The organism is Candidatus Mycobacterium methanotrophicum, assembly GCF_023515995.1.
GTDB classification, from domain to species: domain Bacteria; phylum Actinomycetota; class Actinomycetes; order Mycobacteriales; family Mycobacteriaceae; genus Mycobacterium; species Mycobacterium methanotrophicum.
Genome location: NZ_CP097320.1, coordinates 2,380,983 through 2,405,744, shown reverse-complemented (window position 1 = coordinate 2,405,744; position 24,762 = coordinate 2,380,983). Strand labels below are relative to the sequence as shown.

At 66.8% G+C, this 24,762-nt stretch carries 21 protein-coding genes and 1 pseudogene; 8 read left to right on the top strand and 14 right to left on the bottom strand.

Translation table 11 applies throughout. The features are described 5' to 3' along the window. Nucleotides 1–19 precede the first annotated feature (19 nt). From M5I08_RS12640 to M5I08_RS12620, 5 genes are read right to left on the bottom strand one after another with little or no spacing between them, the layout of a single operon-like run. Entirely contained in the window at nucleotides 20–1,273 is a 1,254-nt protein-coding gene (locus M5I08_RS12640) for a cysteine desulfurase (RefSeq protein WP_219066854.1), read from the bottom strand. 2 nt (nucleotides 1,274–1,275) lie between these two features. Then, complete coding sequence (sufC, locus tag M5I08_RS12635) at nucleotides 1,276–2,076, bottom strand: Fe-S cluster assembly ATPase SufC (RefSeq protein ID WP_219066855.1); 801 nt, start codon at nucleotides 2,074–2,076, stop codon at nucleotides 1,276–1,278. Beyond that, entirely contained in the window at nucleotides 2,073–3,218 is a 1,146-nt protein-coding gene (sufD, locus tag M5I08_RS12630) for a Fe-S cluster assembly protein SufD (protein ID WP_219066914.1), read from the bottom strand. The genes sufC and sufD overlap by 4 nt, the downstream gene beginning before the upstream one ends. A gap of 44 nt (nucleotides 3,219–3,262) precedes the next feature. After that, complete coding sequence (gene sufB, locus M5I08_RS12625; protein WP_219066856.1) at nucleotides 3,263–4,708, bottom strand: Fe-S cluster assembly protein SufB; 1,446 nt, start codon at nucleotides 4,706–4,708, stop codon at nucleotides 3,263–3,265. Further along, nucleotides 4,709–5,503, bottom strand: a complete 795-nt coding sequence (locus M5I08_RS12620; protein WP_219066915.1) for a helix-turn-helix transcriptional regulator — start codon at nucleotides 5,501–5,503, stop codon at nucleotides 4,709–4,711. A gap of 34 nt (nucleotides 5,504–5,537) precedes the next feature. On the opposite strand from M5I08_RS12620, the gene mptB reads away from it, so the two are divergent. The 4 genes from mptB to M5I08_RS12600 all read left to right on the top strand — a co-directional run bounded on the left by mptB (nucleotide 5,538) and on the right by M5I08_RS12600 (nucleotide 10,125). Beyond that, nucleotides 5,538–7,232 (top strand): polyprenol phosphomannose-dependent alpha 1,6 mannosyltransferase MptB, encoded by a 1,695-nt coding sequence (gene mptB, locus M5I08_RS12615; protein WP_219066857.1) that lies wholly within the window; start codon nucleotides 5,538–5,540, stop codon nucleotides 7,230–7,232. Further along, nucleotides 7,229–8,173, top strand: coding sequence for an ABC transporter ATP-binding protein (locus M5I08_RS12610; protein WP_219066858.1), 945 nt, complete (start codon nucleotides 7,229–7,231; stop codon nucleotides 8,171–8,173). The genes mptB and M5I08_RS12610 overlap by 4 nt, the downstream gene beginning before the upstream one ends. 79 nt (nucleotides 8,174–8,252) lie before the next feature. Continuing rightward, complete coding sequence (locus M5I08_RS12605; protein WP_219066859.1) at nucleotides 8,253–9,035, top strand: ABC transporter permease; 783 nt, start codon at nucleotides 8,253–8,255, stop codon at nucleotides 9,033–9,035. 154 nt (nucleotides 9,036–9,189) lie between these two features. Next, on the top strand, nucleotides 9,190–10,125 hold the full coding sequence (locus M5I08_RS12600) for a COX15/CtaA family protein (protein ID WP_249763355.1): 936 nt from the start codon (nucleotides 9,190–9,192) through the stop codon (nucleotides 10,123–10,125). Here the strand turns inward: M5I08_RS12600 and M5I08_RS12595 are convergent. After that, nucleotides 10,075–10,713: a DcsG N-terminal domain-containing protein gene (locus M5I08_RS12595; RefSeq protein WP_219066916.1), complete on the bottom strand. Its 639-nt coding sequence runs from the start codon at nucleotides 10,711–10,713 to the stop codon at nucleotides 10,075–10,077. The two genes, M5I08_RS12600 and M5I08_RS12595, sit on opposite strands and share 51 nt — an antisense overlap. Before the next feature lie 31 nt (nucleotides 10,714–10,744). Here M5I08_RS12595 and M5I08_RS12590 point away from each other — a divergent pair, with 31 nt between their 5' ends. The 4 genes from M5I08_RS12590 to M5I08_RS12575 all read left to right on the top strand — a co-directional run bounded on the left by M5I08_RS12590 (nucleotide 10,745) and on the right by M5I08_RS12575 (nucleotide 15,032). Continuing rightward, complete coding sequence (locus M5I08_RS12590) at nucleotides 10,745–11,722, top strand: quinone oxidoreductase family protein (protein WP_219066861.1); 978 nt, start codon at nucleotides 10,745–10,747, stop codon at nucleotides 11,720–11,722. 706 nt (nucleotides 11,723–12,428) lie between these two features. Then, nucleotides 12,429–13,628, top strand: a complete 1,200-nt coding sequence (locus M5I08_RS12585) for a cupin domain-containing protein (RefSeq protein ID WP_219066917.1) — start codon at nucleotides 12,429–12,431, stop codon at nucleotides 13,626–13,628. After that, nucleotides 13,629–13,799: a class I SAM-dependent methyltransferase gene (locus tag M5I08_RS12580; RefSeq protein ID WP_219066918.1), complete on the top strand. Its 171-nt coding sequence runs from the start codon at nucleotides 13,629–13,631 to the stop codon at nucleotides 13,797–13,799. A gap of 99 nt (nucleotides 13,800–13,898) precedes the next feature. Beyond that, nucleotides 13,899–15,032: a cytochrome P450 gene (locus tag M5I08_RS12575; protein WP_219066862.1), complete on the top strand. Its 1,134-nt coding sequence runs from the start codon at nucleotides 13,899–13,901 to the stop codon at nucleotides 15,030–15,032. Nucleotides 15,033–15,334: 302 nt separating this feature from the next. Here M5I08_RS12575 and M5I08_RS12570 read toward each other — a convergent pair whose 3' ends face one another. From M5I08_RS12570 to M5I08_RS12535, 8 genes and pseudogenes are all read right to left on the bottom strand, one after another. Then, nucleotides 15,335–16,861, bottom strand: coding sequence for a PPE family protein (locus M5I08_RS12570; RefSeq protein ID WP_219066863.1), 1,527 nt, complete (start codon nucleotides 16,859–16,861; stop codon nucleotides 15,335–15,337). A 221-nt stretch (nucleotides 16,862–17,082) separates the two neighbouring features. Next, a pseudogene (locus M5I08_RS12565) lies at nucleotides 17,083–17,952 on the bottom strand (YibE/F family protein); the annotation flags it as partial. 48 nt (nucleotides 17,953–18,000) lie between these two features. Beyond that, nucleotides 18,001–18,951 (bottom strand): metal ABC transporter permease, encoded by a 951-nt coding sequence (locus M5I08_RS12560; protein ID WP_219066920.1) that lies wholly within the window; start codon nucleotides 18,949–18,951, stop codon nucleotides 18,001–18,003. A 17-nt stretch (nucleotides 18,952–18,968) separates the two neighbouring features. Further along, nucleotides 18,969–19,754, bottom strand: coding sequence for a metal ABC transporter ATP-binding protein (locus M5I08_RS12555; protein WP_219066864.1), 786 nt, complete (start codon nucleotides 19,752–19,754; stop codon nucleotides 18,969–18,971). After that, nucleotides 19,741–20,712: a metal ABC transporter solute-binding protein, Zn/Mn family gene (locus M5I08_RS12550; RefSeq protein ID WP_219066865.1), complete on the bottom strand. Its 972-nt coding sequence runs from the start codon at nucleotides 20,710–20,712 to the stop codon at nucleotides 19,741–19,743. The genes M5I08_RS12555 and M5I08_RS12550 overlap by 14 nt, the downstream gene beginning before the upstream one ends. A gap of 109 nt (nucleotides 20,713–20,821) precedes the next feature. Next, nucleotides 20,822–21,781 carry a sulfotransferase family protein gene (locus M5I08_RS12545; protein ID WP_219066866.1) on the bottom strand — a complete coding sequence of 320 codons (960 nt, stop codon included), beginning with the start codon at nucleotides 21,779–21,781 and terminating at the stop codon, nucleotides 20,822–20,824. Then, the gene (locus M5I08_RS12540; RefSeq protein WP_219066867.1) at nucleotides 21,781–22,986 is read right to left on the bottom strand and encodes a cupin domain-containing protein; all 1,206 of its coding nucleotides are present in this window, start codon (nucleotides 22,984–22,986) and stop codon (nucleotides 21,781–21,783) included. Before M5I08_RS12540 ends, M5I08_RS12545 begins: the two co-directional genes overlap by 1 nt. A 224-nt stretch (nucleotides 22,987–23,210) precedes the next feature. After that, nucleotides 23,211–24,713, bottom strand: coding sequence for a PPE family protein (locus M5I08_RS12535; protein WP_219066921.1), 1,503 nt, complete (start codon nucleotides 24,711–24,713; stop codon nucleotides 23,211–23,213). Nucleotides 24,714–24,762: the final 49 nt, after the last annotated feature.

Below are 24,762 nucleotides of genomic sequence, written 5' to 3'. Positions count from 1 at the left end.
GCTCCAGGCGCACAGCGGCTCACGCTCCACCGAAGAAGTCGAGGGCACGCCGCACGCCGGCCACCAGCCGGTCGACCTCTTCGGGGGTGTTGTACACCGCGAACGATGCCCGTGCGGTGGCGGCCAAGCCGAATCTCCGGTGCAGCGGCAATGCGCAGTGGTGGCCCACCCGCACGGCGACCCCGTCGTCGTCGAGGACCTGACCGACGTCGTGGGCATGCACGCCGTCGACGATGAAAGACACCGGTGAGCCGCGGTTCTCCATCGTGGTTGGTCCGATGATCCGCACGCCGTCGATGCCGGACAGCCCGTCGATCGCGGCGGCGGTCAACTGGTGTTCATGATGTGCCACAGCGTCCATGCCGATAGCGTCCAGATAGCGTGCGGCCGCTGCCAGTCCGACCACCTGAGACGTCATCGGGGTGCCAGCCTCAAACCGCTGCGGCGGGGGCGCGTAGGTGGACGTTTCCATCGCGACGTTCTCGATCATCGATCCGCCGGTGAGAAACGGCGGCATCGCGGCGAGCAGCTCGCGGCGCCCGTAGAGCACGCCGATCCCGTTGGGGCCCAGCATCTTATGCCCGGAGAATGCGGCGAAGTCGACGCCGAGCGCATGGAAATCCACTGGCTCGTGCGGGACCGACTGGCAGGCGTCCAGCACGGTCAGCGCGCCCACGTCGCGCGCTCGGCCCACCAGCTCGGCCACCGGGGCCAACGCTCCGGTTACATTCGAATGATGGCTGAAGGCAATGACTTTGACGTTCTTGTCGAGCTGTAACGAGTCCAAATCGATGCGACCGTCGTCAGTTAGGCCATACCAGCGCAGCGTGGCACCGGTGCGCCGGGCCAGTTCCTGCCACGGCACCAGGTTGGCGTGGTGCTCGAGCTCCGTGGTGACGATGACATCGCCTGGGCCGACGGCGTGCTCGAAGCGGTTGTCGCCGAACACGTAGGACACCAGGTTGAGCGCCTCGGTCGCGTTTTTGGTGAACACCAGCTCGTCGGCGTGCGCGCCGACAAAGGCTGCGATGTCGGTGCGGCCCTGCTCGTAGGCATCGGTGGCCTCCTCCATCAGCTGGTGCGCTCCGCGGTGCACCCCGCCGTTGCAGGTGAGCAGGAACTCGCGTTCGGCATCCAGGACTTGCAGCGGCCGCTGCGATGTCGCACCGGAGTCCAAGTACGCCAACTGGTTTCCGCCCCGCATCACCCGCTTGAGGATCGGGAAGTCGGCGCGGATTGCGGCCACGTCCAGTGAGGTCACGGAACTGCACACGGTCAAACTCCGGTGCCCGCCGGTTGGGAAAACCGCACGTAGCCGTTCTCTTCGAGTTCGTCGGCCAATTCCGGGCCACCGGATTCGATGATCCGCCCGCCGATGAACACGTGCACGAATTGGGGATGGATGTAGCGCAGGATCCGGGTGTAGTGCGTGATCAGCAAGATGCCGCCAGGCACCGGCTGGCCGGTGCCATCATCCCAGCCAGATTCGGCGTAGCGGTTGACGCCCTCGCTGACCACCCGCAACGCGTCGACGTCCAGACCGGAGTCGGTCTCGTCGAGAATCGCGATCTTCGGCTTCAGCAATCCCAGCTGCAAGATTTCGTGGCGCTTCTTCTCGCCGCCGGAGAAGCCTTCGTTGACACTGCGTTCGCCGAAGGCCTGGTCGATCTGTAGCTGTCCCATCGCGGCTTTGACCTCTTTGACCCAGAGCCGCAGCTTGGGCGCCTCGCCGCGGACCGCAGTAGCGGCCGAGCGCAGGAAGTTCGACATCGACACGCCCGGCACCTCGACGGGGTACTGCATGGCCAAAAACAGGCCCGCGCGAGCCCGCTCGTCCACGCTCATGTCCAGAACGTTCTGGCCGTCGAGCGTGATCGAGCCCGATGTCACACGGTACTTCGGATGCCCGGCGATCGCGTACGACAGCGTGGACTTGCCAGATCCGTTGGGCCCCATCACCGCATGCGTCTCACCGGAACTCACCGTCAAGTTGACGCCGTTGAGAATGGCGATCTCGTCGCCATCCGACTGGTTGTCGACGCTGACGTGCAAGTCTTTGATTTCCAAAGTGGTCATGAGGTTGTCGCTCTCGATTCCGTGATGGCCAGTTCGTGCCCTATGGCGGTGGTCAAGCGCTCCCGCACTTGCGGTACTGCGATTTTGGCGATGATTTCGTTGAAGAAGCCACGCACCACCAATCGACGGGCCTGCTCTTCGGGGATGCCGCGGGAGCGCAGATAGAACAGCTGCTCGTCGTCGAATCGTCCGGTGGCGCTCGCGTGTCCGGCGCCGACGATTTCGCCGGTCTCGATCTCCAAGTTGGGCACCGAGTCGGCGCGCGCGCCATCGGTGAGCACCAAGTTGCGGTTGACTTCGAAAGTGTCGGTGCCGGTAGCCTCGGCCCGGATCAACACGTCGCCGACCCAGACGGTGTGGGCGTCCGGCCGGTTCGACTCCGGATTTCCTTGCAACGCACCCTTGTACATCGCGTTGGACTTGCAATCGGAGTGAGCGTGGTCGACCAGCAGCCTCGACTCGAGGTGCTGACCGTCGTCGGCGAAATACAGCCCGAGCAGCTCCGCGTCACCACCGGGCGCGGCGAAGCGCACCGTGGCCGACATTCGCACCAAGTCGCCACCAAGCGTGACGGCCACATGCCGCAGCACCGCGTCCTTGCCCAACCGGGCGTGTTGCGCGCTGACCTGCACGGTGTCGTCGGCCCAGTCGGCGATCCAGACCACGGTGAGCCGGGCGGCGTCGTCGACGACGAATTCGACGTTGTCGGCATACGTTCCGCTGCCGCGCTGATCGATGACGACGACGGCCTCGGCCAGCTCTTCGACCCGGATCTGCAGATGCCCGTAGGCCACTGCACCCTCGCCCGGGCCGGTGATCACCACCTCGACCGGATCGGCGACCTGCGTGTCGCGTGCGACAGTGATCACCGTCGCGGAGTTGAACGCCGAAAATGCTTGCGCGGCAACACGGTCGGCGGGAGCACCGCCGTCGCCGAGCCGGTGGTCGCCGCGCCGGACAGTTTCGACGCGCACCCCGGGCCGTTCGCTGACCGTGATCTGGGCGCTGCCCGTCGCGTGCGCCGAGCCGTCGTGCAGGCCACGTAGCCGGCGCAGCGGGGTGAACCGCCAAATCTCGTCGCGGCCGCTGGGCACCTCGAACGCGTCGACGTCGAACGACGCGAACTGCTCGCCCTTGCTCATAGCGGCGAGTGGCGAACCCTCAACCGCTTCAGTCAATCCCGTCACTAGCCGACCGCGCCTTCCATCTGCAGCTCAATCAAGCGGTTGAGCTCCAGCGCGTACTCCATCGGCAGCTCCTTGGCGATCGGCTCGACAAAGCCGCGCACCACCATCGCCATCGCCTCGTCCTCGGTCAGCCCGCGGCTCATCAGGTAGAACAGTTGGTTCTCGCTGACTTTGGACACCGTTGCCTCGTGGCCCATCGTCACGTCGTCCTCGCGGATGTCGACGTAGGGATAGGTGTCGCTGCGGCTAATCGTATCAACCAGCAGCGCATCGCATTTCACGCTGGAACGCGATCCGTGCGCACCCTTGTTGACCTGGACCAGCCCGCGGTACGACGCACGTCCGCCGCCGCGGGCCACCGACTTGGACACGATGTTGCTCGACGTGTTCGGGGCCAGGTGCAGCATCTTGGCGCCGGTGTCCTGATGCTGGCCCTCGCCGGCGAATGCCACCGACAACACCTCGCCCCTGGCGTGCTCGCCGGTCATCCAGACCGCCGGGTACTTCATCGTCACCTTCGACCCGATGTTGCCGTCGACCCACTCCATGGTCGCGCCGGCCTCAGCGCGGGCCCGCTTGGTGACCAGGTTGTAGACGTTGTTCGACCAGTTCTGGATCGTGGTGTAACGGCAACGGCCACCGGGCTTTACGATGATTTCCACCACCGCCGAGTGCAGCGAATCCGACTTGTAGATCGGCGCGGTGCACCCTTCGACGTAGTGAACGTAGGCGTTCTCATCGACGATGATCAGGGTCCGCTCGAACTGGCCCATGTTCTCGGTGTTGATCCGAAAGTAGGCCTGCAGGGGGATGTCGACGTGCACACCGGGCGGAACGTATATGAAGCTGCCGCCGCTCCACACTGCGGTGTTCAGTGCGGAGAACTTGTTGTCCCCGGCCGGGATCACCGTGCCGAAGTACTGCTTGAAGATGTCGGGGTGCTCCACCAGGCCGGTGTCAGTGTCCAGGAAGATAACCCCTTGGGACGCAAGGTCTTCCCGAATCTGATGGTAAACGACGGTGCTTTCGTACTGAGCGGCTACACCAGCGACCAGTCGTTGCCGTTCAGCCTCGGGGATTCCTAACTTGTCGTACGTATTTTTGATGTCAGCAGGCAGGTCGTCCCACGACGCCGCCTGCTTTTCCATCGAGCGCACGAAATACTTAATGTTCTCGAAGTCGATGCCCTCGAGGTTGGAACCCCATGTCGGCATCGGCTTGCGATGAAAGATGCGCAGCGCCTTCAGCCGGTTCTCCAGCATCCACTCCGGCTCGTCCTTCTTCGCGGAGATGTCACGGACCACCGCCTCGGACAGCCCGCGCTGCGCGCTGGCTCCCGCGACGTCGGAATCGGCCCAGCCGTAGCCGTACCGGCCCATGGTGGCAATGGCCTCTTCTTGAGACATCGGTGCGTCTAGCTTCTGAACCTCAGGGGTGGTCGTCATTTACGACGCTCCTTGCTTGCTCGTGGTGGCTTCGACGCGGGCTGGGCGTCGAAAAGGTGGAGTCATCAGCGGCACGTGAGTGGTGCAGGCGCAGTCGCCGTTGACGATGGTCGCCAACCGCTGCACGTGCGTCCCCAGTACCTCGGCCATGGCCTGCTGCTCGGTTTCACACAACTCCGGGAACTCCTCGGCGACGTGCGACACCGGGCAGTGGTGCTGACAGATTTGCACGCCGTTGATCGGCCCCCGCACCTGCGTGGTGGTCGCGACGTAGCCGGCTTTGCTCAGCGCCCCGGCAATCCGCTCGGCAGTGGCTTCGATATTCGCACCGGCGCCCGAATCGGCCGGCACGACATCGGACAGGATCGCGTCGATGCGCTGCCGGGCGAAGACGCGCACCGCCTCCTCGCCGCCGATTTCGCGGAGTTGTCGCATCGCCGCCGAGGCCAGGTCGTCATAGCTGTGGCCCAGCTTTTCGCGGCCGCCCGCGGTGAGGCGGTAGCGCTTGGCCGGCCGGCCCCGTCCCTCCTGCTGCCAGGCCGCCGCGGGGACCGACTCCGCCTCCCCCGCGTCGATCAGCGCGTCCAGATGGCGCCGCACCCCGGCAGCAGACACGCCCAGCCGGTCGCCGATCTGCCCCGCCGTGATCGACCCGGACTCCAGCAGCAACCGCACGACGGCGCCCCGAGTCTGGCCGTCGTGCGTCGAAGCCGCGGGCGCTGCTTGAGCGCCCGCAGTGACGTCCGGCCGAAATTTCACAACACAAGTGTGACAAAAATCCGGCCCTAGGTCCAGCGGGGCTTACCGGCTCGGCGGCTACGCTGCTGTGATGGCATCCCGCCACCACCCGCTGAGTTCGTCGATCGCCCGCCTGCACGGCGACGAGGTGGCCGTCGGCCAACCGCTCAACGACGCCGAGCGGATCGCGCTTCGCCGCACCCGGGTGTTCGGGGCCACCGGCACGGTGCTGATGGCCATCGGCGCGCTGGGGGCTGGGGCCCGCCCGGTGGTCCAGGATCCCACGTTCGGCGTTCGACTGCTCAACCTGCCGTCGCGGATTCAGACGGTGTCGCTGACGATGACTACCACCGGCGCGGTCATGATGGCGCTCGCCTGGCTGATGCTGGGCCGCTTCGCGCTAGGCCAACGACGGATGTCTCGCGGCGACTTGGACCGCACACTGTTGTTGTGGGTGCTGCCGCTGCTGGTCGCCCCACCGATGTACAGCAAGGACATCTACTCCTACCTGGCGCAAAGCCAGATCTGCCGGCTGGGTCTTGACCCCTACCGGGTGGGACCGGCGACCGGACTGGGCCTCGACCATGTCTTCACGTCATCGGTGCCCAGCCTGTGGCGGGAGACCCCGGCGCCGTACGGGCCGCTGTTCTTGTGGATTGGCCGCGGCATCTCGGCGGTGACCGGCGAAAACATCGTGGCCGCTGTGCTGTGCCATCGGCTGGTGGTGCTCCTCGGCGTGGGCCTGATCGTGTGGGCGACACCGCGGCTGGCCCGCCGCTGCGGAGTGGCCGAGGTCAGCGCCCTGTGGTTGGGGGCGGCCAACCCGCTGCTGATCATGCATTTAGTCGCCGGTATCCACAACGAGGCGTTGATGCTCGGGCTCATGTTGGCCGGCACCGAGTTCGCGCTACGCGGAATCGACTCCACGCGTCCGCTGATACCCCGGCCGTGGCCCGGACTGCGAACGCATTGGCCCGACTGGGCGCCGCTGAGCATGCTGCTGGCCGGCGGGATCTTGATCACGCTGTCCTCGCAAGTAAAGCTGCCGTCACTGCTCGCGTTGGGCTTTGTCGCGATGGCGCTCGCCTGGCGTTGGGGCGGCAGCCTGCGGGCCTCCCTGTTGGCCGGCGGGCTGATAACCCTGCTGGCACTGGCAGTGATGGCCGCGGTCGGCTGGGCCAGCCGGCTCGGCGTCGGCTGGATCTACACTCTCGGCACCGCCAACGTCGTGCGCAGCTGGATGTCGCCGCCGACGCTGATCGCCCTTGGGACCGGGCAGGTGGGGATCCTGCTGGGGCTGGGCGATCACACCACCGCCGTGCTGTCGCTGACTCGTGGCATCGGCGTTTTGATCATCGCGGTGATGGTGGGCTGGTTGCTGATCGCGGTGTTGCGTGGCCGGCTTCACCCGGTTGGCGGGCTCGGGGTGGCCCTGGGCGGTACCGTGCTGCTGTTTCCTGTGGTGCAGCCGTGGTACCTGCTGTGGGCCATCATCCCGCTGGCCGCCTGGGCAACGCGGCCCGGTTTCCGTATCGCGGCGATCATCGTTACGATCATCGTGGGGATTTTCGGCCCAACGGCCAACGGCGACCGGTTCGCGCTATTTCAGATTCTGGATGCCACCGTGGCCAGCACCGTCATCGCGGCGCTGCTGATCGCGGCGACCTATACCCGCCTGCCGTGGCGGCCGCTGCCGGCCCGCGACACCGCGGCTCCGGATGTGGCGCCGGACAGCGAGACCCCGCAGCCCATCCCGGTGCCCGGCGCTTACGCTAAGTCCTCGTGAGCCAGGCCGTCGACATCCCCGTGCGGTTGCGCGGGGTGTGCAAGTCGTACGGCTCGGGTACGGCCGCTACCAGGGCTGTCTCCGATCTCGACCTCAAAGTGCATGCCGCCGAGGTGTTGGCGCTGCTGGGCCCGAACGGCGCTGGCAAGACCACAACGGTGGAGATGTGCGAGGGGTTCGTCCGCCCCGATACCGGCACCATCGAGGTGCTCGGGCTAGACCCGATCGCCGACAACGCGCGGCTACGACCACGCATCGGCGTGATGTTGCAGGGCGGCGGCGGGTATCCCGCGGCCCGAGCCGGCGAGATGCTCAACCTGGTGGCCTCCTACGCCGCCGATCCGCTGGATCCGCAGTGGCTGCTGGGCACACTCGGCCTGTCCGACGCGGCGCACACCACCTATCGACGTCTCTCCGGTGGGCAGCAGCAGCGGCTCGCACTCGCCTGCGCGTTGGTCGGTCGACCCGAACTGGTATTTCTCGATGAGCCCACGGCCGGTATGGACGCGCACGCCCGGGTGTTGGTGTGGGAGCTGATCGACGCGCTGCGCCGCGACGGGGTGACCGTGGTGCTGACCACCCATCAACTCAAGGAAGCGGAGGAACTCGCCGACCGCCTGGTCATCATCGATCACGGGGTGATCGTCGCGGCCGGGACCCCGGCAGAGCTGACCCGCAGCGGCGCCAAGGGCCAGCTTCGGTTCAGCGCACCGCCGCGACTCGATTTGTCGCTGCTGGTCTCCGCTTTGCCGGAGGATTATCGGGCCTCCGAGGTGACGTCGGGTGAGTATCTGGTGGAAGGCCGGGTAGACCCGCAGGTGCTGGCGACGGTGACGGCGTGGTGCGCCCAGATCGACGTGCTGGCCACCGACATGCGCGTGGAGCAACGCAGCCTGGAAGACGTGTTCTTGGAGCTCACCGGCCGGGAGTTGCGCACATGACCGCCGGCGACGACGCAGTGGGGGCACCCCCAGCCGCGCAGCGGCGAGGGGGACGCAGCGACGAGGAGAAGCGGCGCAGATGACCGCCGGCGAATCGCGTTTCCCTGCAGGCACTTTCACTCCTGACCCGCGGCCCGCCGCGGTGCCGCGGATGCTGACCGCGCAGTTCGCGTTGGAGCTGAAGCTGCTGCTGCGCAACGGCGAACAGCTGCTATTGACCATGTTCATCCCGATCACCCTGTTGGTCGGGTTGACGCTGCTGCCGCTGGGATCCTTCGGCGCCAACCGCGCCGCCACCTTCGTCCCGGCGATCATGGCCCTGGCGGTAATTTCCACGGCGTTCACGGGCCAGGCCATCGCGGTGGCGTTCGACCGCCGGTACGGTGCGCTCAAACGGCTGGGCGCGACCGCGCTTCCGGTCTGGGGCATCGTCGCCGGCAAATCGCTGGCGGTGATTGCCGTGGTGTTCTTGCAGGCAATTGTCTTGGGCGCCATTGGGTTTGCGCTCGGTTGGCGCCCTCATCCGGCGGGCCTGGCGCTGGGCGCGGTGATCATCGCGCTGGGGACGGCAGGTTTCGCCGCGCTGGGCCTGCTGCTGGGCGGCACGCTGCGGGCCGAGATCGTGCTGGCGGTGGCGAACCTGTTGTGGTTCGTCTTCGCCGGACTCGGCGCCCTGACGGTGGACACCGACATGATCGCCGCCCCGGTCAAGTGGGCGGCGCGGCTCACCCCGGCCGGTGCGCTGACCGAGGCGCTGTCGCAGGCGATGAGCGTGTCGGTGGACTGGTTCGGCGTCGCCGTGCTGGCCGCGTGGGGCGCCCTGGCCGCGCTCGCCGCGCTGCGGTGGTTCCGGTTCACCTGACGGCTGAGCGCGCGGCCCTGCCCAGCAGACGCAGAATCGCATTGCGCGGGCCTTCTGCGTGCGATTCTGCGTCTGCTCGGCACCAGGGTGGCCCTACTACGCGGCGTAGTTTTTGTTGTCCTACGATCGGGCGATGCCCGTCGGACGGTGGCTCATGCGGCTCGTAGATCTGCTGCCTGAACCCAGCCCGCTCGCACAGCGCATCGTCGCCGCATTGGTCATCCTGACTCAGGGTGGTATCGCCGTCACCGGCGCGATTGTCCGGGTCACCGCGTCGGGGTTGGGCTGTCCGACCTGGCCGCAATGCTTTCCGGGCAGCTTCACCCCGGTGGCCCACGCCGAGGTGCCCCGAATCCATCAGGCCGTCGAATTCGGTAACCGGATGATCACTTTCGCGGTGGTCATCACCGCGATCCTGGCGGTGCTGGCGGTCACCCGGGCCCGCCGCCGTGGCGAAGTGTTGGCCTACGCCTGGTCGATGCCGGCCTCGACCGTGCTGCAGGCGGTGATCGGCGGCATCACCGTGCTCACCGGCTTGCTGTGGTGGACGGTGGCGATCCATCTGCTGGCATCGATGGCGATGGTGTGGCTGGCGGTGCTGCTGTACGTCAAGGTCGGCGAACCGGACAACGGCCAGCCGATGCGCACGGTGGTCCGGCCGCTGCGCTGGCTCACCGCGCTCAGCGCGACGACACTTGCTGCCGTGCTGGTGACCGGCACGCTGGTCACCGCGGCGGGCCCGCACGCCGGCGACGCCAGCCCGTACCGGACCGTGCCGCGGCTGAGGATCGAGATCACCACCCTGGTGCACGCGCACTCGTCACTGCTGGTGGCCTATCTCGGGCTGGTGGTCGGTCTGGGTTTCGGGCTGCTGGCGGTGCGGGCACCGCGGCCGATCCTGCTGCGGCTGGGCGTGCTGGTGCTACTGCTGTTGACTCAGGCCAGCGTCGGCACCCTGCAGTTCGTCACCGGAGTGCCCGCCACATTGGTGGCGGTGCATGTCGCGGGCGCGGCGGCGTGCACAGCCGCCACCGCCGCGCTATGGGCGTCGATGCGAGAGCGGACCCAGCCCGAGCCGATCCAGGGCTGATTCAACGCTCAGCGCGAAGTGCCGCTGAGCGTCGTCGCGTGCGGTGTCGTCGAGCAGCCGCCAACCCAGCGACGGCGCAATGAGGTCCAGTCCGACCAAATCTGCATCGTCGGTGACATCGGCACGGGCGTAAAGCAGCTCGTCGGCCCGGACGCCCGCCTGCTCAGCCGCGACTCGCAGCGCAGCATGCCCGACGGCCCACACCTCGAAGTCGGCATCCACCGACCCTTGCGCGGTGAACGCGTGTGACTGCTCGCCGCCGAGGAAGACCAGCGACGTCGTACGGCCCGATGCCGACGCGCGAACGGCCTGGTGCTGCCCGGCATTCCAGGCGAGCACATCGGCGGTGTTGAGCAGGTGGGGCACCCGCCTGGTCCAGGCCAGAAACTCGTCGAGCCGGTCGGCGTAGTCGGTGGTGGTCCGCAGGATCACCAGGTCGGCGCGCAGGGTGTCCGGGTCGTCCCAGGACAGCCAGCGGGCGTGCAGCCCCCGGGTGCGCAGCGCGGCTACCAGACCGGCGTCGTCGCCGCCCGCCGAACCGGTCAGCACGATCCGCGGATGAGGAATATCAGGGCGGGCCAACTTCATGGGGACATCATGCTTGCGGAAGATGGTGAGCATGCACGCAATCGAAGTCGCCGAAGTCGGCGGTCCGGATGTCCTGAGCTATGTCGACAAGCCACAGCCCTCCCCTGGCCCGGCAGAGGTGCTGATCGAGTCCGAAGCGGTCGGTGTCAATTTCATCGACACGTATTTCCGGTCCGGCGCGTACCCGCGCGATCTGCCGTTCGTGCTGGGCATCGAAGTGGCCGGGACCGTCGCCGGCCTCGGCGACGATGTGACGACACTGAAGGTCGGCGACCGGGTGGCGACGGCCGCGGCGTCGGGCGCCTATGCCGAATTCGCCACCGCCCCAGCATTTTTAGTCGCGCGCGTGCCGTCAGCGGTGGGGTCGGACGTGGCCGCGTCGTCGCTGTTGAAAGGGATGACGGCGCACTACCTGCTCAAGTCGGTCTACCCGGTGAAGGCGGGCGACGCGGTGCTGGTCCACGCCGGAGCGGGCGGGGTGGGGCTGATCTTGACGCAGTGGGCGACCAGCCTGGGCGTCCGGGTGATCACGACGGTGTCGACACCGGCCAAAGCCGAGCTGTCCCGGCAGGCGGGTGCGACGGACGTCCTGGACTACCCCGGCGATGACGCGCCGGAATTCGGCAGCCGCATCCGCGAGCTGACCGACGGCGCGGGTGTGGCTGTGGTGTACGACGGCGTCGGCGCGAGCACGTTCGACGCCAGCCTGGCCAGTCTGGCCGTGCGCGGAACGTTGGCGTTGTTCGGCGCGTCCAGCGGGCCGGTGCCGCCGATCGACCCGCAGCGGCTCAACGCGGCCGGCTCGGTGTACCTGACCCGTCCGTCGTTGGCTCATTTCACCCGCACCGGCGAAGAATTCGCTTGGCGCTCAGGGGAGTTGTTCGATGCGATCGGCGCAGGGTCGCTCAGCGTGAATGTGAGCCGCAGCTACCGGTTGGCCGACGCCGCGCAAGCGCACCGCGACCTGCAGGGTCGGCAGACGGTGGGCTCAATCGTGCTGGTGCCGTAGCGTTTTCGGAGCATGAATCCGGTGTTGCCCGGACTCGGTCCCGCTCATCCACGCCTCCGCCGCGGCCAGAGAAACCGGATAAACACCACCGCGGCCAACCAGGTCGGCGCCGCAGCGCTGAAAGCGGCCCGCACCAAGGACAGTGAGCTCAAAGGTCGACGGGCCCCGGCGGCGCTCGAAGCGCTGGAAGCCACCGGCGCGTCTATCTCCTTCACCGCGGTGGTCAAAGCCGCCGGGGTGTCCACCTGGCTGGTATACGCCGAAGGAATCCGCGAACACATTGATGCCGCTCGACGTCGCCAGCCAGTCTGCGGACCGACCTGGCCATCGCCCAAGATCAGATCCAGACGCTGCAGCCGAGCGGGACGAACCCCAGCAGCGCCTCCGCCTGCATTTCGGCGCCGAGTCCGAAGCAGGCGATCGAGCCCACCTGACCGCACGGGCCGCCGAACTCGAAGACGAGCTAACCGCCGCGCGTGAACGCCTGCGACGGGTCGTTGAATCTCATTGAATCCCAAAACCGCCAACCTGATCGCGGCATGTCTGTCGCGGTGGCACCCTGGAGAACCGCTCTTCGACACCCAACAGGTTCGACAATCCGGCGGTTCACTGCGATGCTGACAACGCCGTGTTGCAGTACCCGCGCGACACGCCGTGCGCAACGGGGCGCCCCACTGACGCCGTCCGCCGGGAAGTTTGGGGAGGGATCACTATCGAGTCCTCGCTAGCCTGGCTGCTTCAACCTCTCACGGTGCAGACCTTTCTCGATCAGATATGGGGGGCGACGCACTACCATGTCAAGCGACGCTGCGCGGGCTACTTCGATGGCCTTCTGCACCCGCCATCAGCGGCCGAGGAACTCCTGGGGCATCTTCAGTCAGAGCCATCGACAGTGCGGCTGGTGCGGGGGGAGGAGCACAAGGAGGGGGACACCTACCGGCTTGCTGATGGCAGTCTCGACCTTGTCCGCGTCCGGAACGACTTTGCCGCTGGCTACACGATCGTCCTGAATGAGGTCGAGCAGTACGTGCGCGCGATTGCCTCGTTGTCGCACTCTATAGAGGTTGAGCTGAACTTCCCGACACAGGTCAACGCCTACGTCACGCCACCCGAATCACACGGCTTCCTCCCCCACTACGACCAGCACGACCTGCTGGTGTTGCAGATCCAGGGCGCCAAGATCTGGCATCTGTACGGCGATGCGGTGGCGCCGCATGTGATGCGACGCTACGACGAGGTTGTCGCTGCCGACCTCCCGGCGCCGACCGACCTGCTGCTGGAAGCCGGCGACGTGCTCTACCTGCCGCGCGGTCAGGTTCATGCGGCCGAAACGAATGCAGAGCCGTCCGTGCACTTGACCATGGGAATTCGCGCGCCCACCGTGCTCACGCTTCTGACCCACATGCTCTACCTGTTGAGTGTGCGGGATGACCGCGTCCACACCCGCCTGCCGCCGCGGCATCTCGACGACGCCGCGGCCTGGGCGAGCCTTGACGCTCTGGTGCACGACATGACCAGAATCTTCGAGGATCCGAACGTGATCGCGGAAGGCCGCGGCGCCATGGCGGAGATCCTGGCCCGGCGCGGCCGATGCCCACCGGTCGGACAGATCTCGAACGCCGCGGCAATCGACGAGCAAACAGTGGTGGTCAAGCACCAGCCGCTCTATTCGCGGGTGACCGCCGTTGCCGGGGGTGTCGCCTTGCAGTTTGCTCAATTGCTGATCAGTTTCGGTACCGATCACAAACCCGCCTTGCTGTTCCTGTCGAGGAGCACCGAGCCGTTTCGGATTGGCGATCTGCCCGGGCTAAGCGCGACGCAGCAGACGGAGCTGGCCCGAAAGCTGATCGCATCCGGATTCCTGGTCCGGCTGCCCGACGACTGGTACAGGCTGCCGTCCACGTGACTGGCCGCGGTTAAAGGCCACGTACTCGACCCAGGCTGCGGACCGGAATGGCACGCAATCCACTACGCCCGCCACGGCTGCGCGGTTGCCGCGATCGACATTTCACGCAGCGCCATCGACCGCGCCCGCCGCAACGCCCAGAGCGCCAGCGCCCCGTCGATTTCCGCGTAGCGGACAGGAAGCTGCCGCAGTACCGGCACGGGCAGGACGAGCACGTGCGTGTGCCGGTTTGGGAAGTTCACGCCACGCGGAGCGATATGATCCGCTGACATGCCGCCGATTCCGGAATTTAGCTTGGACGCAAGGCTCTACGCGGCGGACCGCAAGGCCTGCTTCGACCAGATGCGGACCGCAGGGCGGCTCGTCGTAATAAATGGCAGCCACTGCCCCACCCGCCGCGATGACATGCTTGAAGCGTTACGCAACCCGGCTCTGTCTGCACGGATGAATGTTGCGAGGCGACGTCCTTGGGATCTGATGGTGCCGTTGATGTGCGATCCGCCCGAGCACACCGGAATCCGCCGAATCCTGCAGCCGCTGTTCACCCCCCGCGGGCTAGCCGGCCTACAACCCGCGCTGCAGTCCCAGGCCGCGGCGCTGATTGGCGATGTCGCCACCAGGGGTCGGTGCGAGGCGATGCGTGACATCGCGGTCCCGTTCCCCGCCCAGGCGGTGCTGACGCGACTGGGACTTCCGCTAGGCGACCGCGACTGGCTGGCGGACGTGCGAGACGCCGTCAATTCGGGTGTTGAAGAAAATGCCGAATCCAAACTGGTCACCTACCTAACCTGGGCGATTCAGGCCGAGAGGCACCGCCCACGCCCGGGGTCTCTGCTGTCACGCCTGCTCACCAGCGGGGAACTCAGCGCGGCACAGGTGCTCGGGTTCTGTTGGCTCCTCGTCTTCGCCGGGACCGAAACCCCCACTGCGGCGATCGGGTTCGCGCTCCTCGAGCTGGCCCGCCGCCCACAACTGCGCTCCCGGCTGCGCGGGCATCCTGAGGATATCGAGGCGTTCGTGGACGAGGTTGTGCGAGTCCACCCGCCGGTGATCATGGTCAACCGTGTCGCCACCGAGGAGGTCACCGTTGCCGGCGTCACACTGCCGACGGGCTCCAGGGCGACCGTGTTTTTAGAGGCGGCCAACCTGGAAGACAGCGGCAGCGACATATCGGTGACCGACGACGGCAAAGTATGCCGGCAGTCACACTTGGGCTTTGGAAGCGGCACTCACCACTGTCTCGGCGTCCACCTGGCCAAGATGGAGCTCAGCCTGATCGTTGCCGAGTGGCTGCGCCGGATACCGGAGTTCAAGCTGCAACCCGGCTTCGTCCCGGAGATCGTCTGCGACCGATCGACGACGTTCAGACTGGCCACGCTACCGCTGCGCTGGCCGGCCACGTGACCACGCCAACGCCGATGAACATCGCCAGAGCACTCGCGACCATCTGCCAAGGATCACCATGAACCAATCGGCCATCGCCAATCGTGATGCCCATGCGACCATCGACCATGCGACCATCGACCATCGACCATCGCCAACCGTGCGGCCATCGCCAAGCGATCAGCCAGCCCCAATGTTTAGGGAACCTAGTTACTAATCCGAAAACGAGGTGCCCCAGCGCGGGTTGTTCAGGCGGCTGGGGTGAGGGTGACGCGAGACACTGCCTGAGCGTCTCGACGCAACGTCGGACGTGCTTCGTGGTGTCAGGTGTTATCGCCGTGTTCCGGCTCGCCGTCGAGCTGCCAGGCGCCTGGCATCATCGGCATCGTCGGGCCGCCGCCGAACTCGTCGCCGGCCAGGGTGGCCAGCCCCGCCGCCTGCCCGGCTGCCTCTTTGCGCACCGTGCCAGCGAGCCCCAGCGGACCGGCGCGCTGATCGGAGCCGACCGTCGAGGGCGGCGTGCCCCAGTCCGGGTTGACCTCGACATTCATATCCATGGGCTCATCGCCGTACCCGCGCAGCCCCGCCCGCAGGCGCCGGCGAGCTCGCGCCTGCTCCCGCGCGGCCACCGGCGCCGCGGCCGCGGCGATATCGGGCTGCGGCGCCTCCCTTTTGGCGCTGGAGCTGGCGCTAGCACTCGCAGAGTCGAACCCGATGCCGGGAGGGCCCACCGCGTAGGGGGGCACAAAACCCGCCCCGCCCGCGGCCGGCAGCGGCGTCGGCGCGGCGGGATTCGCCACGGTACTCGTCGCGGGGGCGGGAGAAGTGCCCGGGGCCCCGGCCGGGGCCCCGGCCGTCGGCGCGAAAGTCGGGGCCGTCCCGGCGGCCGGCAACATCGCGGGCGCAGGCGCCGCAGCGGGCAGCGGCGCCTCGACAGCTGTCGGAGCAGGCTGAGCGGCGGCCAGCCCGGCCACACTCGCGACGCTGGCTGAGGACCCGATGGGGGCGATCGCGCCGGCAGAGGCCGGGAGAATCGCATAGCCGAGCGGGAAGAACACCTCGTCGCCGTCGTAGAACAGCAAAAGCGGGTTCTCCAGCAGCGCCAACGGATCCGTCAAGAGTTCGTGGACGGCGTGCGTCATGGTGTAGCTCACCGGATTGTTCAGGAAGTGAATTATGTTGTCGACCCCGTACGCATCAATGACTTGCTCCGACAGTCCTAACTTGTGCACTAGGTCAGACAGCAGGTTGCCCAGGCCCGTCGACGGATCGGTTTGGGTGGCCTGTCCCTGCGCCGAGGTGGGGTCCGCGGTCTTCTGGATCTGCGGCGCCGGGTCGGTTTGCGGCGTCGACGCCACCGCGGTGCTGGACACCGCTTGATAGGTCGTCATCGTGGTGGCCGCCTGGATCCACATCCGCACGTAGTCGGCCTCGTTGAGCGCGATCGGAATGGTGTTGATGCCAAAGAAATTCGTCGCCACCAACACCTCGTGAATCAGGTGGTTCGCGGCCAGCTCGGGCAGCGTCGGCATCGCCGCCAACGCCGCGGTGTAAGCCGCGGCCGCGGTCTCATGCTGGGTGGCCGCGGCCGCGCTTTTGGTGCTGGCTTGCATCAACCACAGCAGATACGGCACATGTGCGGCCACATAGGACTCCGCGCTCGGCCCCTCCCATGCCCCGGCCTGCACCGCCGCCAGCACCCCGCTAAGTTCCTCAGCCACCGCCGCGTATTCGGCGCCCAGCGAGGTCCACGCCCCCGCCGCCGCCAGCAACGCCCCCGGGCCCGGACCGCTGGAGAGCAACGCCGAATGCACCTCCGGCGGCGCGGCCATCCAGATCGGCGCGGTCATGCTCGGGCGCCGATCAGACCGGAAACGGACTCTCGCACCGATCCGGGCAGCGTGCCGGTGTCGCGGCTCTCCACGCCTCTGCCGTCCCCTCCCGTGATGCCAGGATTGCCCGCCGTACATTAGCATCGCCTAAGCTAACTTGTCGAGGCTTCGGAACGCGGGTTCTACTCGCGGGCAAACTGACCGTCTGCCGCGCCGGCGTGGCCGGCCCGGCCGAAGTTGCCGCCGACCGCCGAGCGCACGATTTCGATCGCCACGCTCTCGCTCGTCAGCACATCACCCAGCGACCGGTTCGCCACGGAAAACAACAACAGCAGCGGCAGCGCGCTGCCTGCGTAGGCGAGCACCAGCGTGTAGACGGTGCTGGCGATGTGGTCGCGCCCCACCCGCATGGCGCCGACGAAGATTGCCCGACGAGAATGACTTTCGCCAAGGTTGGCCAGCTCGAAGACTGTCGAGGCCTGCGTGACTGTGACGTCGTTGAGGACACCGAGCGAACCGATGATGAACCCAGCAAGCAGTAGGCCGGTGATGGATGGACACCCGGCCCAGGTACGCAGCGACCACGTTCGCTCGTAGTGGTAGAACGCGTAGTGCGTCATATCCTGCTCATCGACTTGCCGGATGAGCCGGACATCCTCGCCGGCCGCCAGCGTCGGCTGGCCCGGCCCCTCGCCGAACTCCAGCAACGTCGCAGCCCCGGTGTTAGGTCCCGAGTCAATCGCGGTCAGCGCCTGGGTGCAGCGCGCAGGGCCGTGCGGGCCCGCCGCCGGGGCCGCAGTAAGGACCTTTCCGGCCGACGGACTACCGCAGTAGCCCGGTCCGCTGGACAGCACCCGTCCCGCGGCTGTCATTACAGCGCCGCCGGCGGCGTTTTGGAACGGCAGCGGGATGTCGACCTTTTGCTGGCTCGGCCAAAGCATTACCGCGCCGGCAACGACGGCGGCGCCGAGCGCGGCGAGCAGACCTACCGCAACGCGAACCGCGATTCGACCGAGCGGAGTTGCCGAACCAGAACCGGTCGTGCGGAAATGCGAATGCGAGTGCGCCCTTGCCGGTCGGGGCCGCGGTGCTCGGTATCGAGGGCAGATGCTGACGCGCTGTTTGGCGTTGGCGCGCCCCGGCTCGTCGCGTGACGTTCAGCCACCGGACCGCGATCTCTTACTGACCGGGCCGATCAATGTTGGGGCGCCAGGCGTCATCGGCGGCCTTTCTCCTGTCCAGGCGCGGTCTGGTGGGACCGGTTGGTCGAGCGCTTCGGCGGCGCCGCGGACGCGACGATCGGTCAGCCAAACTATCAGCCAGATTCCGCAGGCAATCGTGACGATAAGGAAGCTGGGCGGGAAGTTGAACATCGCCGATGCAGCCAGTCCGAGCCACACCGAGGTCACGCTGATGGCGGTGGCCATGGCTATCGCAAGAGCCGGCCGCGGCGTGAGCATGATGGCCGTCGCCGGGGGCGCGATGAGAAGCGCGAATAACAACAGCGTGCCCACGGCTTGCACGGCCATCGTCACCGCCAGCCCAAGCAGCACCATGAACACGACCGACAGGAAACGCACGGGGACGCCTTTGGCTTCGGCGACGGTGGCATTGATGGAGCTGTACAACAACGGCCGGTAGGCGATTCCGACACTTACCGCAAGCAGCAACAGCAGAGCCGCGAAGGTAAGGAGTTGGTCGGCAGAGATGGCAAGCAGGTTACCGAACAATACATTGGTCATCGTGCTGGAGTTTTTCTTCGCCAGCGAGTTGAAGAAGAGGCCGACGCCGGTGGCGAAGGCCAACGTGATCCCGGTGGCGACGTCGCGCTCGGCGGCGCGCTTGCCGAGCAACCCGATGACGACGGCCCCGCCGACGCAAAACACGCCGAGCCCCAACACTGGGGGCAGGCCCAGCAGAACAGCACCGGTGGCTCCAGGCAGCCCGATATGCGCGCAGGCGTGGGCAGCAAAGACGGTGCGCCGCACGACGATGAAATATCCGAGCAGCCCGGCCGCCAATGCCACAACCGTCCCGCCGACAAGCGCGTGGCGCATGAACGCAGACCCAAGGATCGGCCACCAGTCGCTCTGGTAGCCAATGGGCATCGCCACGAAAGTTGCTGTCACAGAGCACTCCTCATAAACAACTCGCCGTGCGGCGTGTGCGTGACCCGGATGGGTGTGCCGTAGAGATCGGTCAACAACACGTCATCGACCACGTCGGCAATCGGCGCGTGGTGAGCGTGCTTGTCGAGCAGATAGATCGCGCTGTCCAGGATGGGCAGCAGCGGATTGAGGTCATGAGCAACCACGAGGATGGTCATGCCCAGTTCGCCGTGCAACCGGGACAGCAGGAGAACCATCTCGCGCTGGCTGCGCAGGTCCAGCGAAGCCAGGGGCTCGTCGAGGATCAGCATGCGCGGCGAGTCCACCAGCGCCTCGGCGATAGCCACACGCTGCCGTTGCCCGCCCGACAGTGTGGCCAGTCGCTTGTTAGCGAAGCCGCCAGCCCCGACGGCGTCCAAGGTCTGCCGAACCTGGCGTCGTTGCGCGGTGGTGATCCGCCTCAACCCCCAATGATGACCGGTCAAGCCCAGCAGTACGGCGTCGGCAGCGCGGATCGCTTCTCCAGCGCTGGCCGCGTAGTCCTGAGGGACGTACCCGATGCGGTTGTCTGCGCCGGGTCGCCGGCCGAAAACCCGCAGCTGCCCCGATGGCACGGGAATCAAACCGAGAATCATCTGGAGCAGAGTTGTCTTGCCCGACCCGTTGGCGCCGATGACCGCAACGATGCCGCCGGCGGGCACCTCGAAGGAGGCCTGCGACCAGATCAGCCGCCCGCCACGCACCGCGCTGACATCACAAAACCGCAGCGCGGTGGGATCGGCGTGGACCTCAGAGCGGGACACCGAGCGCCTTCGCCAACTTAGTGAGTTGGGTGTCCTGCCAGCCCGCAAATGTCGTCTGGTCTTGTGGAACGGTCTCCGTAACGGTTACCACCGGGACATTGGCTCGCTCGGCGGCGACGCGGATCTGGTCGGGTATTGAGCCCTCGGTCTGCGGGTTGTAGATCAGCACATCGATCCGGTGGCCGGCCAACGCGTCAAGGAACGCTTGAAGGTCAGCTGGAGACGGATCGGATTCGCTGGCCGCGGCCTGTTGGTAACCCTGCGGGGTCTTGTTGACCAGCCCGAGCGCGTCGGCCATGTAGGTGAAGATTCCCTCCGTGGCGGCGTAGGACTTGCCTGCAGCGTGCACCTTGATGGTGTCGATCAGGCGGGTGTAGGGCTGCAGCGTTGTGCTGAACGCCGAACGCCGCCCGGTGAAGTACGCCTGCATCCGCGGATCGATCTTGCTCAGCTCGGCGCTGACCGCGTCGGCGACGGCGGTGACCGCCGACGGGCTGTACCACAGGTGCGGGTTAGCTCCGTCGGCTGTTCTCGTGACTTCGGCTGCGCTGACGACCGGTGCCACCGGCGCGGAAATCGCCGCCAGCTTTGATGCCCAGGGATCGTAATCCGCGCCGTTGACCACGATCAGTCTCGCACCGGAAAACGACGCCGCGTCGCGTGGTGACGGTTCGTAGTCGTGCGGGTCCACTGACGAACTGACCAGCACCGTCTTCACCTGAGCGCATGCGCCGCCGAGCTGAGAGACAATGTCTGCCCACTGATCGACACTGACCGCAACGTCCACCGGTGCGCCCGGACACGGCGGCGGTGCCGCACTACCACCGGCCGCTGCTACAGCACCAGCGCTCGCGGTCGATCTCGATTGACCGCCTCGCTCTGAGCCGCAGGCGACCAGACCGCAGATCAGCGCCACGACCACCGCGGCGGTGAGCCGAAAGCGGCGGCAACATGTCATGACGCAAACGATAATTGGCGCCAATAGTCCCGTCTCTTTTGAATACCACAATGGCCGCGAGATTAGGAACTCCATGGCCTCGTGTCGGTGCGCGAGCGGGCCAGCCGCTTTACTGATGCGATGCGAGCGCGCGATAGCCGGGCTCGGCGAAGCGCTCGGCGGCCTTACGCATCGCATCGGTCATCAGGCGCCGCTCGGAGGCATTCCCGTCAAAGACCCGGGGCGCTGCTTCCTTGGAGTAGAACCGGGACTCTTCGGTCATGCGTTCGATTGCCGCAGCGTCGTTCGCAAGCCCGAAATGGGGGGCCACCCACTGCCAGGTCGCGGTGGGCAGGTCGGCGTAGTCGATCGACAGGCGCCCTACAGGGTCCACCGCGGCCGCCGCCAGCATGGCGCCCAGCGCGCGGGCCCCGAACTCGACGCGCGCCCTCGCCGGAACCGCCACCGGATCGAGACCGAAGATCCGCGCAGTCTGCGGGGGCACCGCCTGGAGCCCAAGCCAGCCCGGCGGCGTAGCCAGGAGCGAGGCCAGGACGCGCGCCGGATCGCGCTGGACCCAGACCCACGGCGTGTCGGGAAAGGCGGCGGCGAGGATTTCCCGGCGGCGGATGTTCCAGCTGGTGCACTTGAGCACCAGGTGGTGTTCGTCGCCGTGTCGGCATCTGCCCAGCGCCCGCACCAAAAGCCGCACCAACCGGACCAGTGTGGCTGGCTCGACCCGATCGGGGTCGAGCCCGAGAAGCGCGTTGAGCGGGGACGGCTCGGCCACGACGATCACGCCCGGAAGCGTGCCCAGAAGTCGGGACACCAGCGTGGACCCGCATCGCGGGAGGTGAAAGATCATGCCCGCCGGCTCGAGCGACGGCTCGCCATCAAGAGCGAGGAGCGCGTCGAGTCCGGTCCTGACGAGCGGCTTGGCGTGCGGGCCGGTGGCCCAACGGGCGACGGTCTGGTCGAAAAACGGTTCGACGAAGCGTTCCGCCGAAAGATCGGCCCAGTCGACCATCGGTACGGGTCCGGAAAGGTCGAATCTGATCGGCGTCCACCGCGCCAGGTCAGCGAGTTCCATCAGTCGGGCAGCCGGACGAGAAATCCGCTCACGATCAGGGTTCGGACCAAGTCGGTCTGCTGCGCCGCACGCAGGCCTGGCAACTCACTGACCCGAAACGGCTCGGTAGTCCTGGAGATGAACCGCAGTGCTGCTTCGTGGTCGGCAGCGGCGGTCGTGGACAAGCCGGCGAACTGAAGGGCAACGCCGTCCTCAACGGCTTTCACGCGCGAATAGAGCGGTTGGTACTTCACCACCCGCGTTTGCCCGTCAAGTGCGTGGGCGTCCGCGACCTTTCCGACTGGCGGGCATCTGCCGCGCCGGACCAAGACATCCGCCAGTAGACCCAGACCACCAGCCATCGCGCCCGGATCCTCAACTGTTCCAACAGTTTCCCGCACCAGAGCGCGTAGCGTCGCATCCAACTCGGCATCGTCGAGATGCCGTGGCGGTACACGCGCGTTCAGCCGGTCATCGCGCCAGCTCTGCGAGTAAAGCGCTCCGATGGCGAGCATGAGCACGGTCGGTGCGTGGATTCCGACGGTCAGGTGGATGGATTGCTCTGCGGTTGTCTCGGCGGAATGAACGCGACCGCGTGGCACGTACAGCACGTCGCCGGCTTCCAGGCGCGAATCGGTGGGCGGCGGAAGGCCCGCGATGGCGACGGCTTTGTCCTTCTCACGCTGGATCTCGCGCGGCGGGCGGTCGGCGCCGAGGTACAACTGCCAGATTTTGGAGCCCTGGACCTGCGCGATCAACACGTCGTGGTCGTCGTAGTGGGCAGCCAGCCCGGTCTGAGCCGGTGGCGTGATGTAGGTGTTGACCTGTATTGGAAAGTTCAGCTCGACCTCGATCGAGCGGGCCAACGCCCCGACCGCGCGCACGTATTGCTCGACGCCGTCCAACACGATTGTGTAGCCGTCGGCGAACTCCCGGCGGATAGCGACAACATCGAGGCTGCCATCAACGAGCCGGTAGTTGTCGGAGCCCTTTTTGTCTCTGCCCTTTACCAGCCGCACCGCTGACGGCTCGCGGCGAAACAACTCCAGCAATTCGTCGACCGTCGAGGGGCCAGGCAGCAGACCATCGAAATAGCCTGGGCAGCCTCGCTTGACGTGGTGATGGGTTTGAGACCAGATCTCGTCGAGAAAGGTTTCGACGGAGAGCGGCTGAAGCAGCCAGGCCAACGAGAGCTCCACGTCGACGCCCGAAAAGCGTTGCTGCATCACACGTGCTCTCCGCCCCTGCCGGCCTGGCCTGGTTTCCAGGCCGTCAACGAGCCCCGAGCGGGGCTGAGATGAATATGATTTTCCACGATAACTACCACAGGACCGCGGATTCTAAAACTTGCGGCCGACCAGGTGCCGAACAGCGCAACTCGTCGCGCGATCCAAGCAAAGCGAGTGCCCGATAGGCCCACTCCGCGACACGCGTAGCAGCCTTGACGTTTCTACTCGTGGCAGCCTGCAGGCTTGCCCGCGCGATCCCAGCTATTCGGCAGCATCGGTATTTGCGGGCCACTGCCGAATTCATCATCGGCCAGCGTGGTCAAGCCCGCCGCCGCAGGCGCGGTCTCCTTGCCTACTGTGCCGGCGAAGCCCAGTGGCCCAGCGCCCCGATCAGAGCTCGGCGAGTCCGGCACGCCCCAATCTGGATCGACATTGGTATGCGCTTCCATGAATTCGTGACCATTCGCGCGCATCGCCGCCCGCCGTCGCTGCCGCGTCCGTCGGTGTACCTGCGCGGCTGCCGCGACAGCGGCTGCCGCGGCAGCCTCCGGCTCGGATCCCTTCTTCTTGGCGCCGGAGCTGGCGCGCGAATTCATCCCCGAATCGACTCCGATGCCAGGCGGCCCCACCGCGTAGGGCGGCACAAAGCCCGCCCCACCCCCAGCCGGCGTCGGCGTCGCCGCCGAACTGACCACACTGGTCGCGCTCGGCGCAGGAGCAGACGCCGTTGTGGTGCCAGGGGAAGTCGAAAAACCCATTGCAGCAGGGCTATTCGCCGCCAACGGCAAACCGTGCGGCTGAGGCGTCGGTACGGGCGGCGACACGGCGGGCGCCGTGGCGGCTTCCACCTGGATCCCGGCCAGCCCGCCCAGGCCCGCAACGCCTCCCGCGGCTGCGGCCGGCACGGCCAACGGAAGCGCCAGCAGTTGAGGGAAGTACTCGACGGCTTGGAGCGCGTGGCCGAACTCGTCTGATGCCAGTCCCCCGATGTCGGCGAACAGCTGCGTGAACCCCTGGGCCGGATGCTTCGCAATTAACTCGACGTCTCTCCACAACGTTTGGGGAACTTCGAGCAATCGATTTATCCACCAACTCAAGGCGTAGGGATCACCGGCGTCATTGTCGATGATGGGCAACATCCCGTTATCGCCCCCGCCACCGAACTCGCCATCGGCGGGGCGGGCATAACTGACGATCTGCGGGGCCGGATCGGTCCGCGGGGCCGAGGCCACCGCGGCATCGGAGACCGCTTCATAGGTGCTCATCGTGGTGGCGGCCTGGATCCACATCCGCGCATAGTCGGCCTCGTTGAGCGCGATCGGAACCGTGTTGATGCCAAAGAAATTCGTCGCCAGCAACACGCCGTGGACCGTATGGTTGGCGGCCAGCTCCGGCAAGGTCGGCATCGCGGCCAATGCCGCGGTGTAGGCGGTGGCCGCGGCCTCATGCTGGACCGCCATCGAAGCGCTTTTGGCGCTGGCCTGCACCAGCCACGCCAAAAAGGGCAGGTGCGCCGCCACGTACCGCTCGGCGCTGGGCCCTTCCCAGGCCCCAGCCTGAACCGCCGCCAAGAGCGCGGCGAGTTCCTCTGCGACTGACGCGTATCCGGTGCTCAACGAGTTCCACGCGCCGGCCGCGGCCGTCAGCGACCCGGGCCCGGGGCCGCTGCTCAGCAACGCCGAGTGCACCTCCGGCGGTGAAGCCATCCACGCCGGCGAGATCACGTCGGGCATTCAATACGACGCTGTGTCGTAGTGACAAGACCCCGGCCGG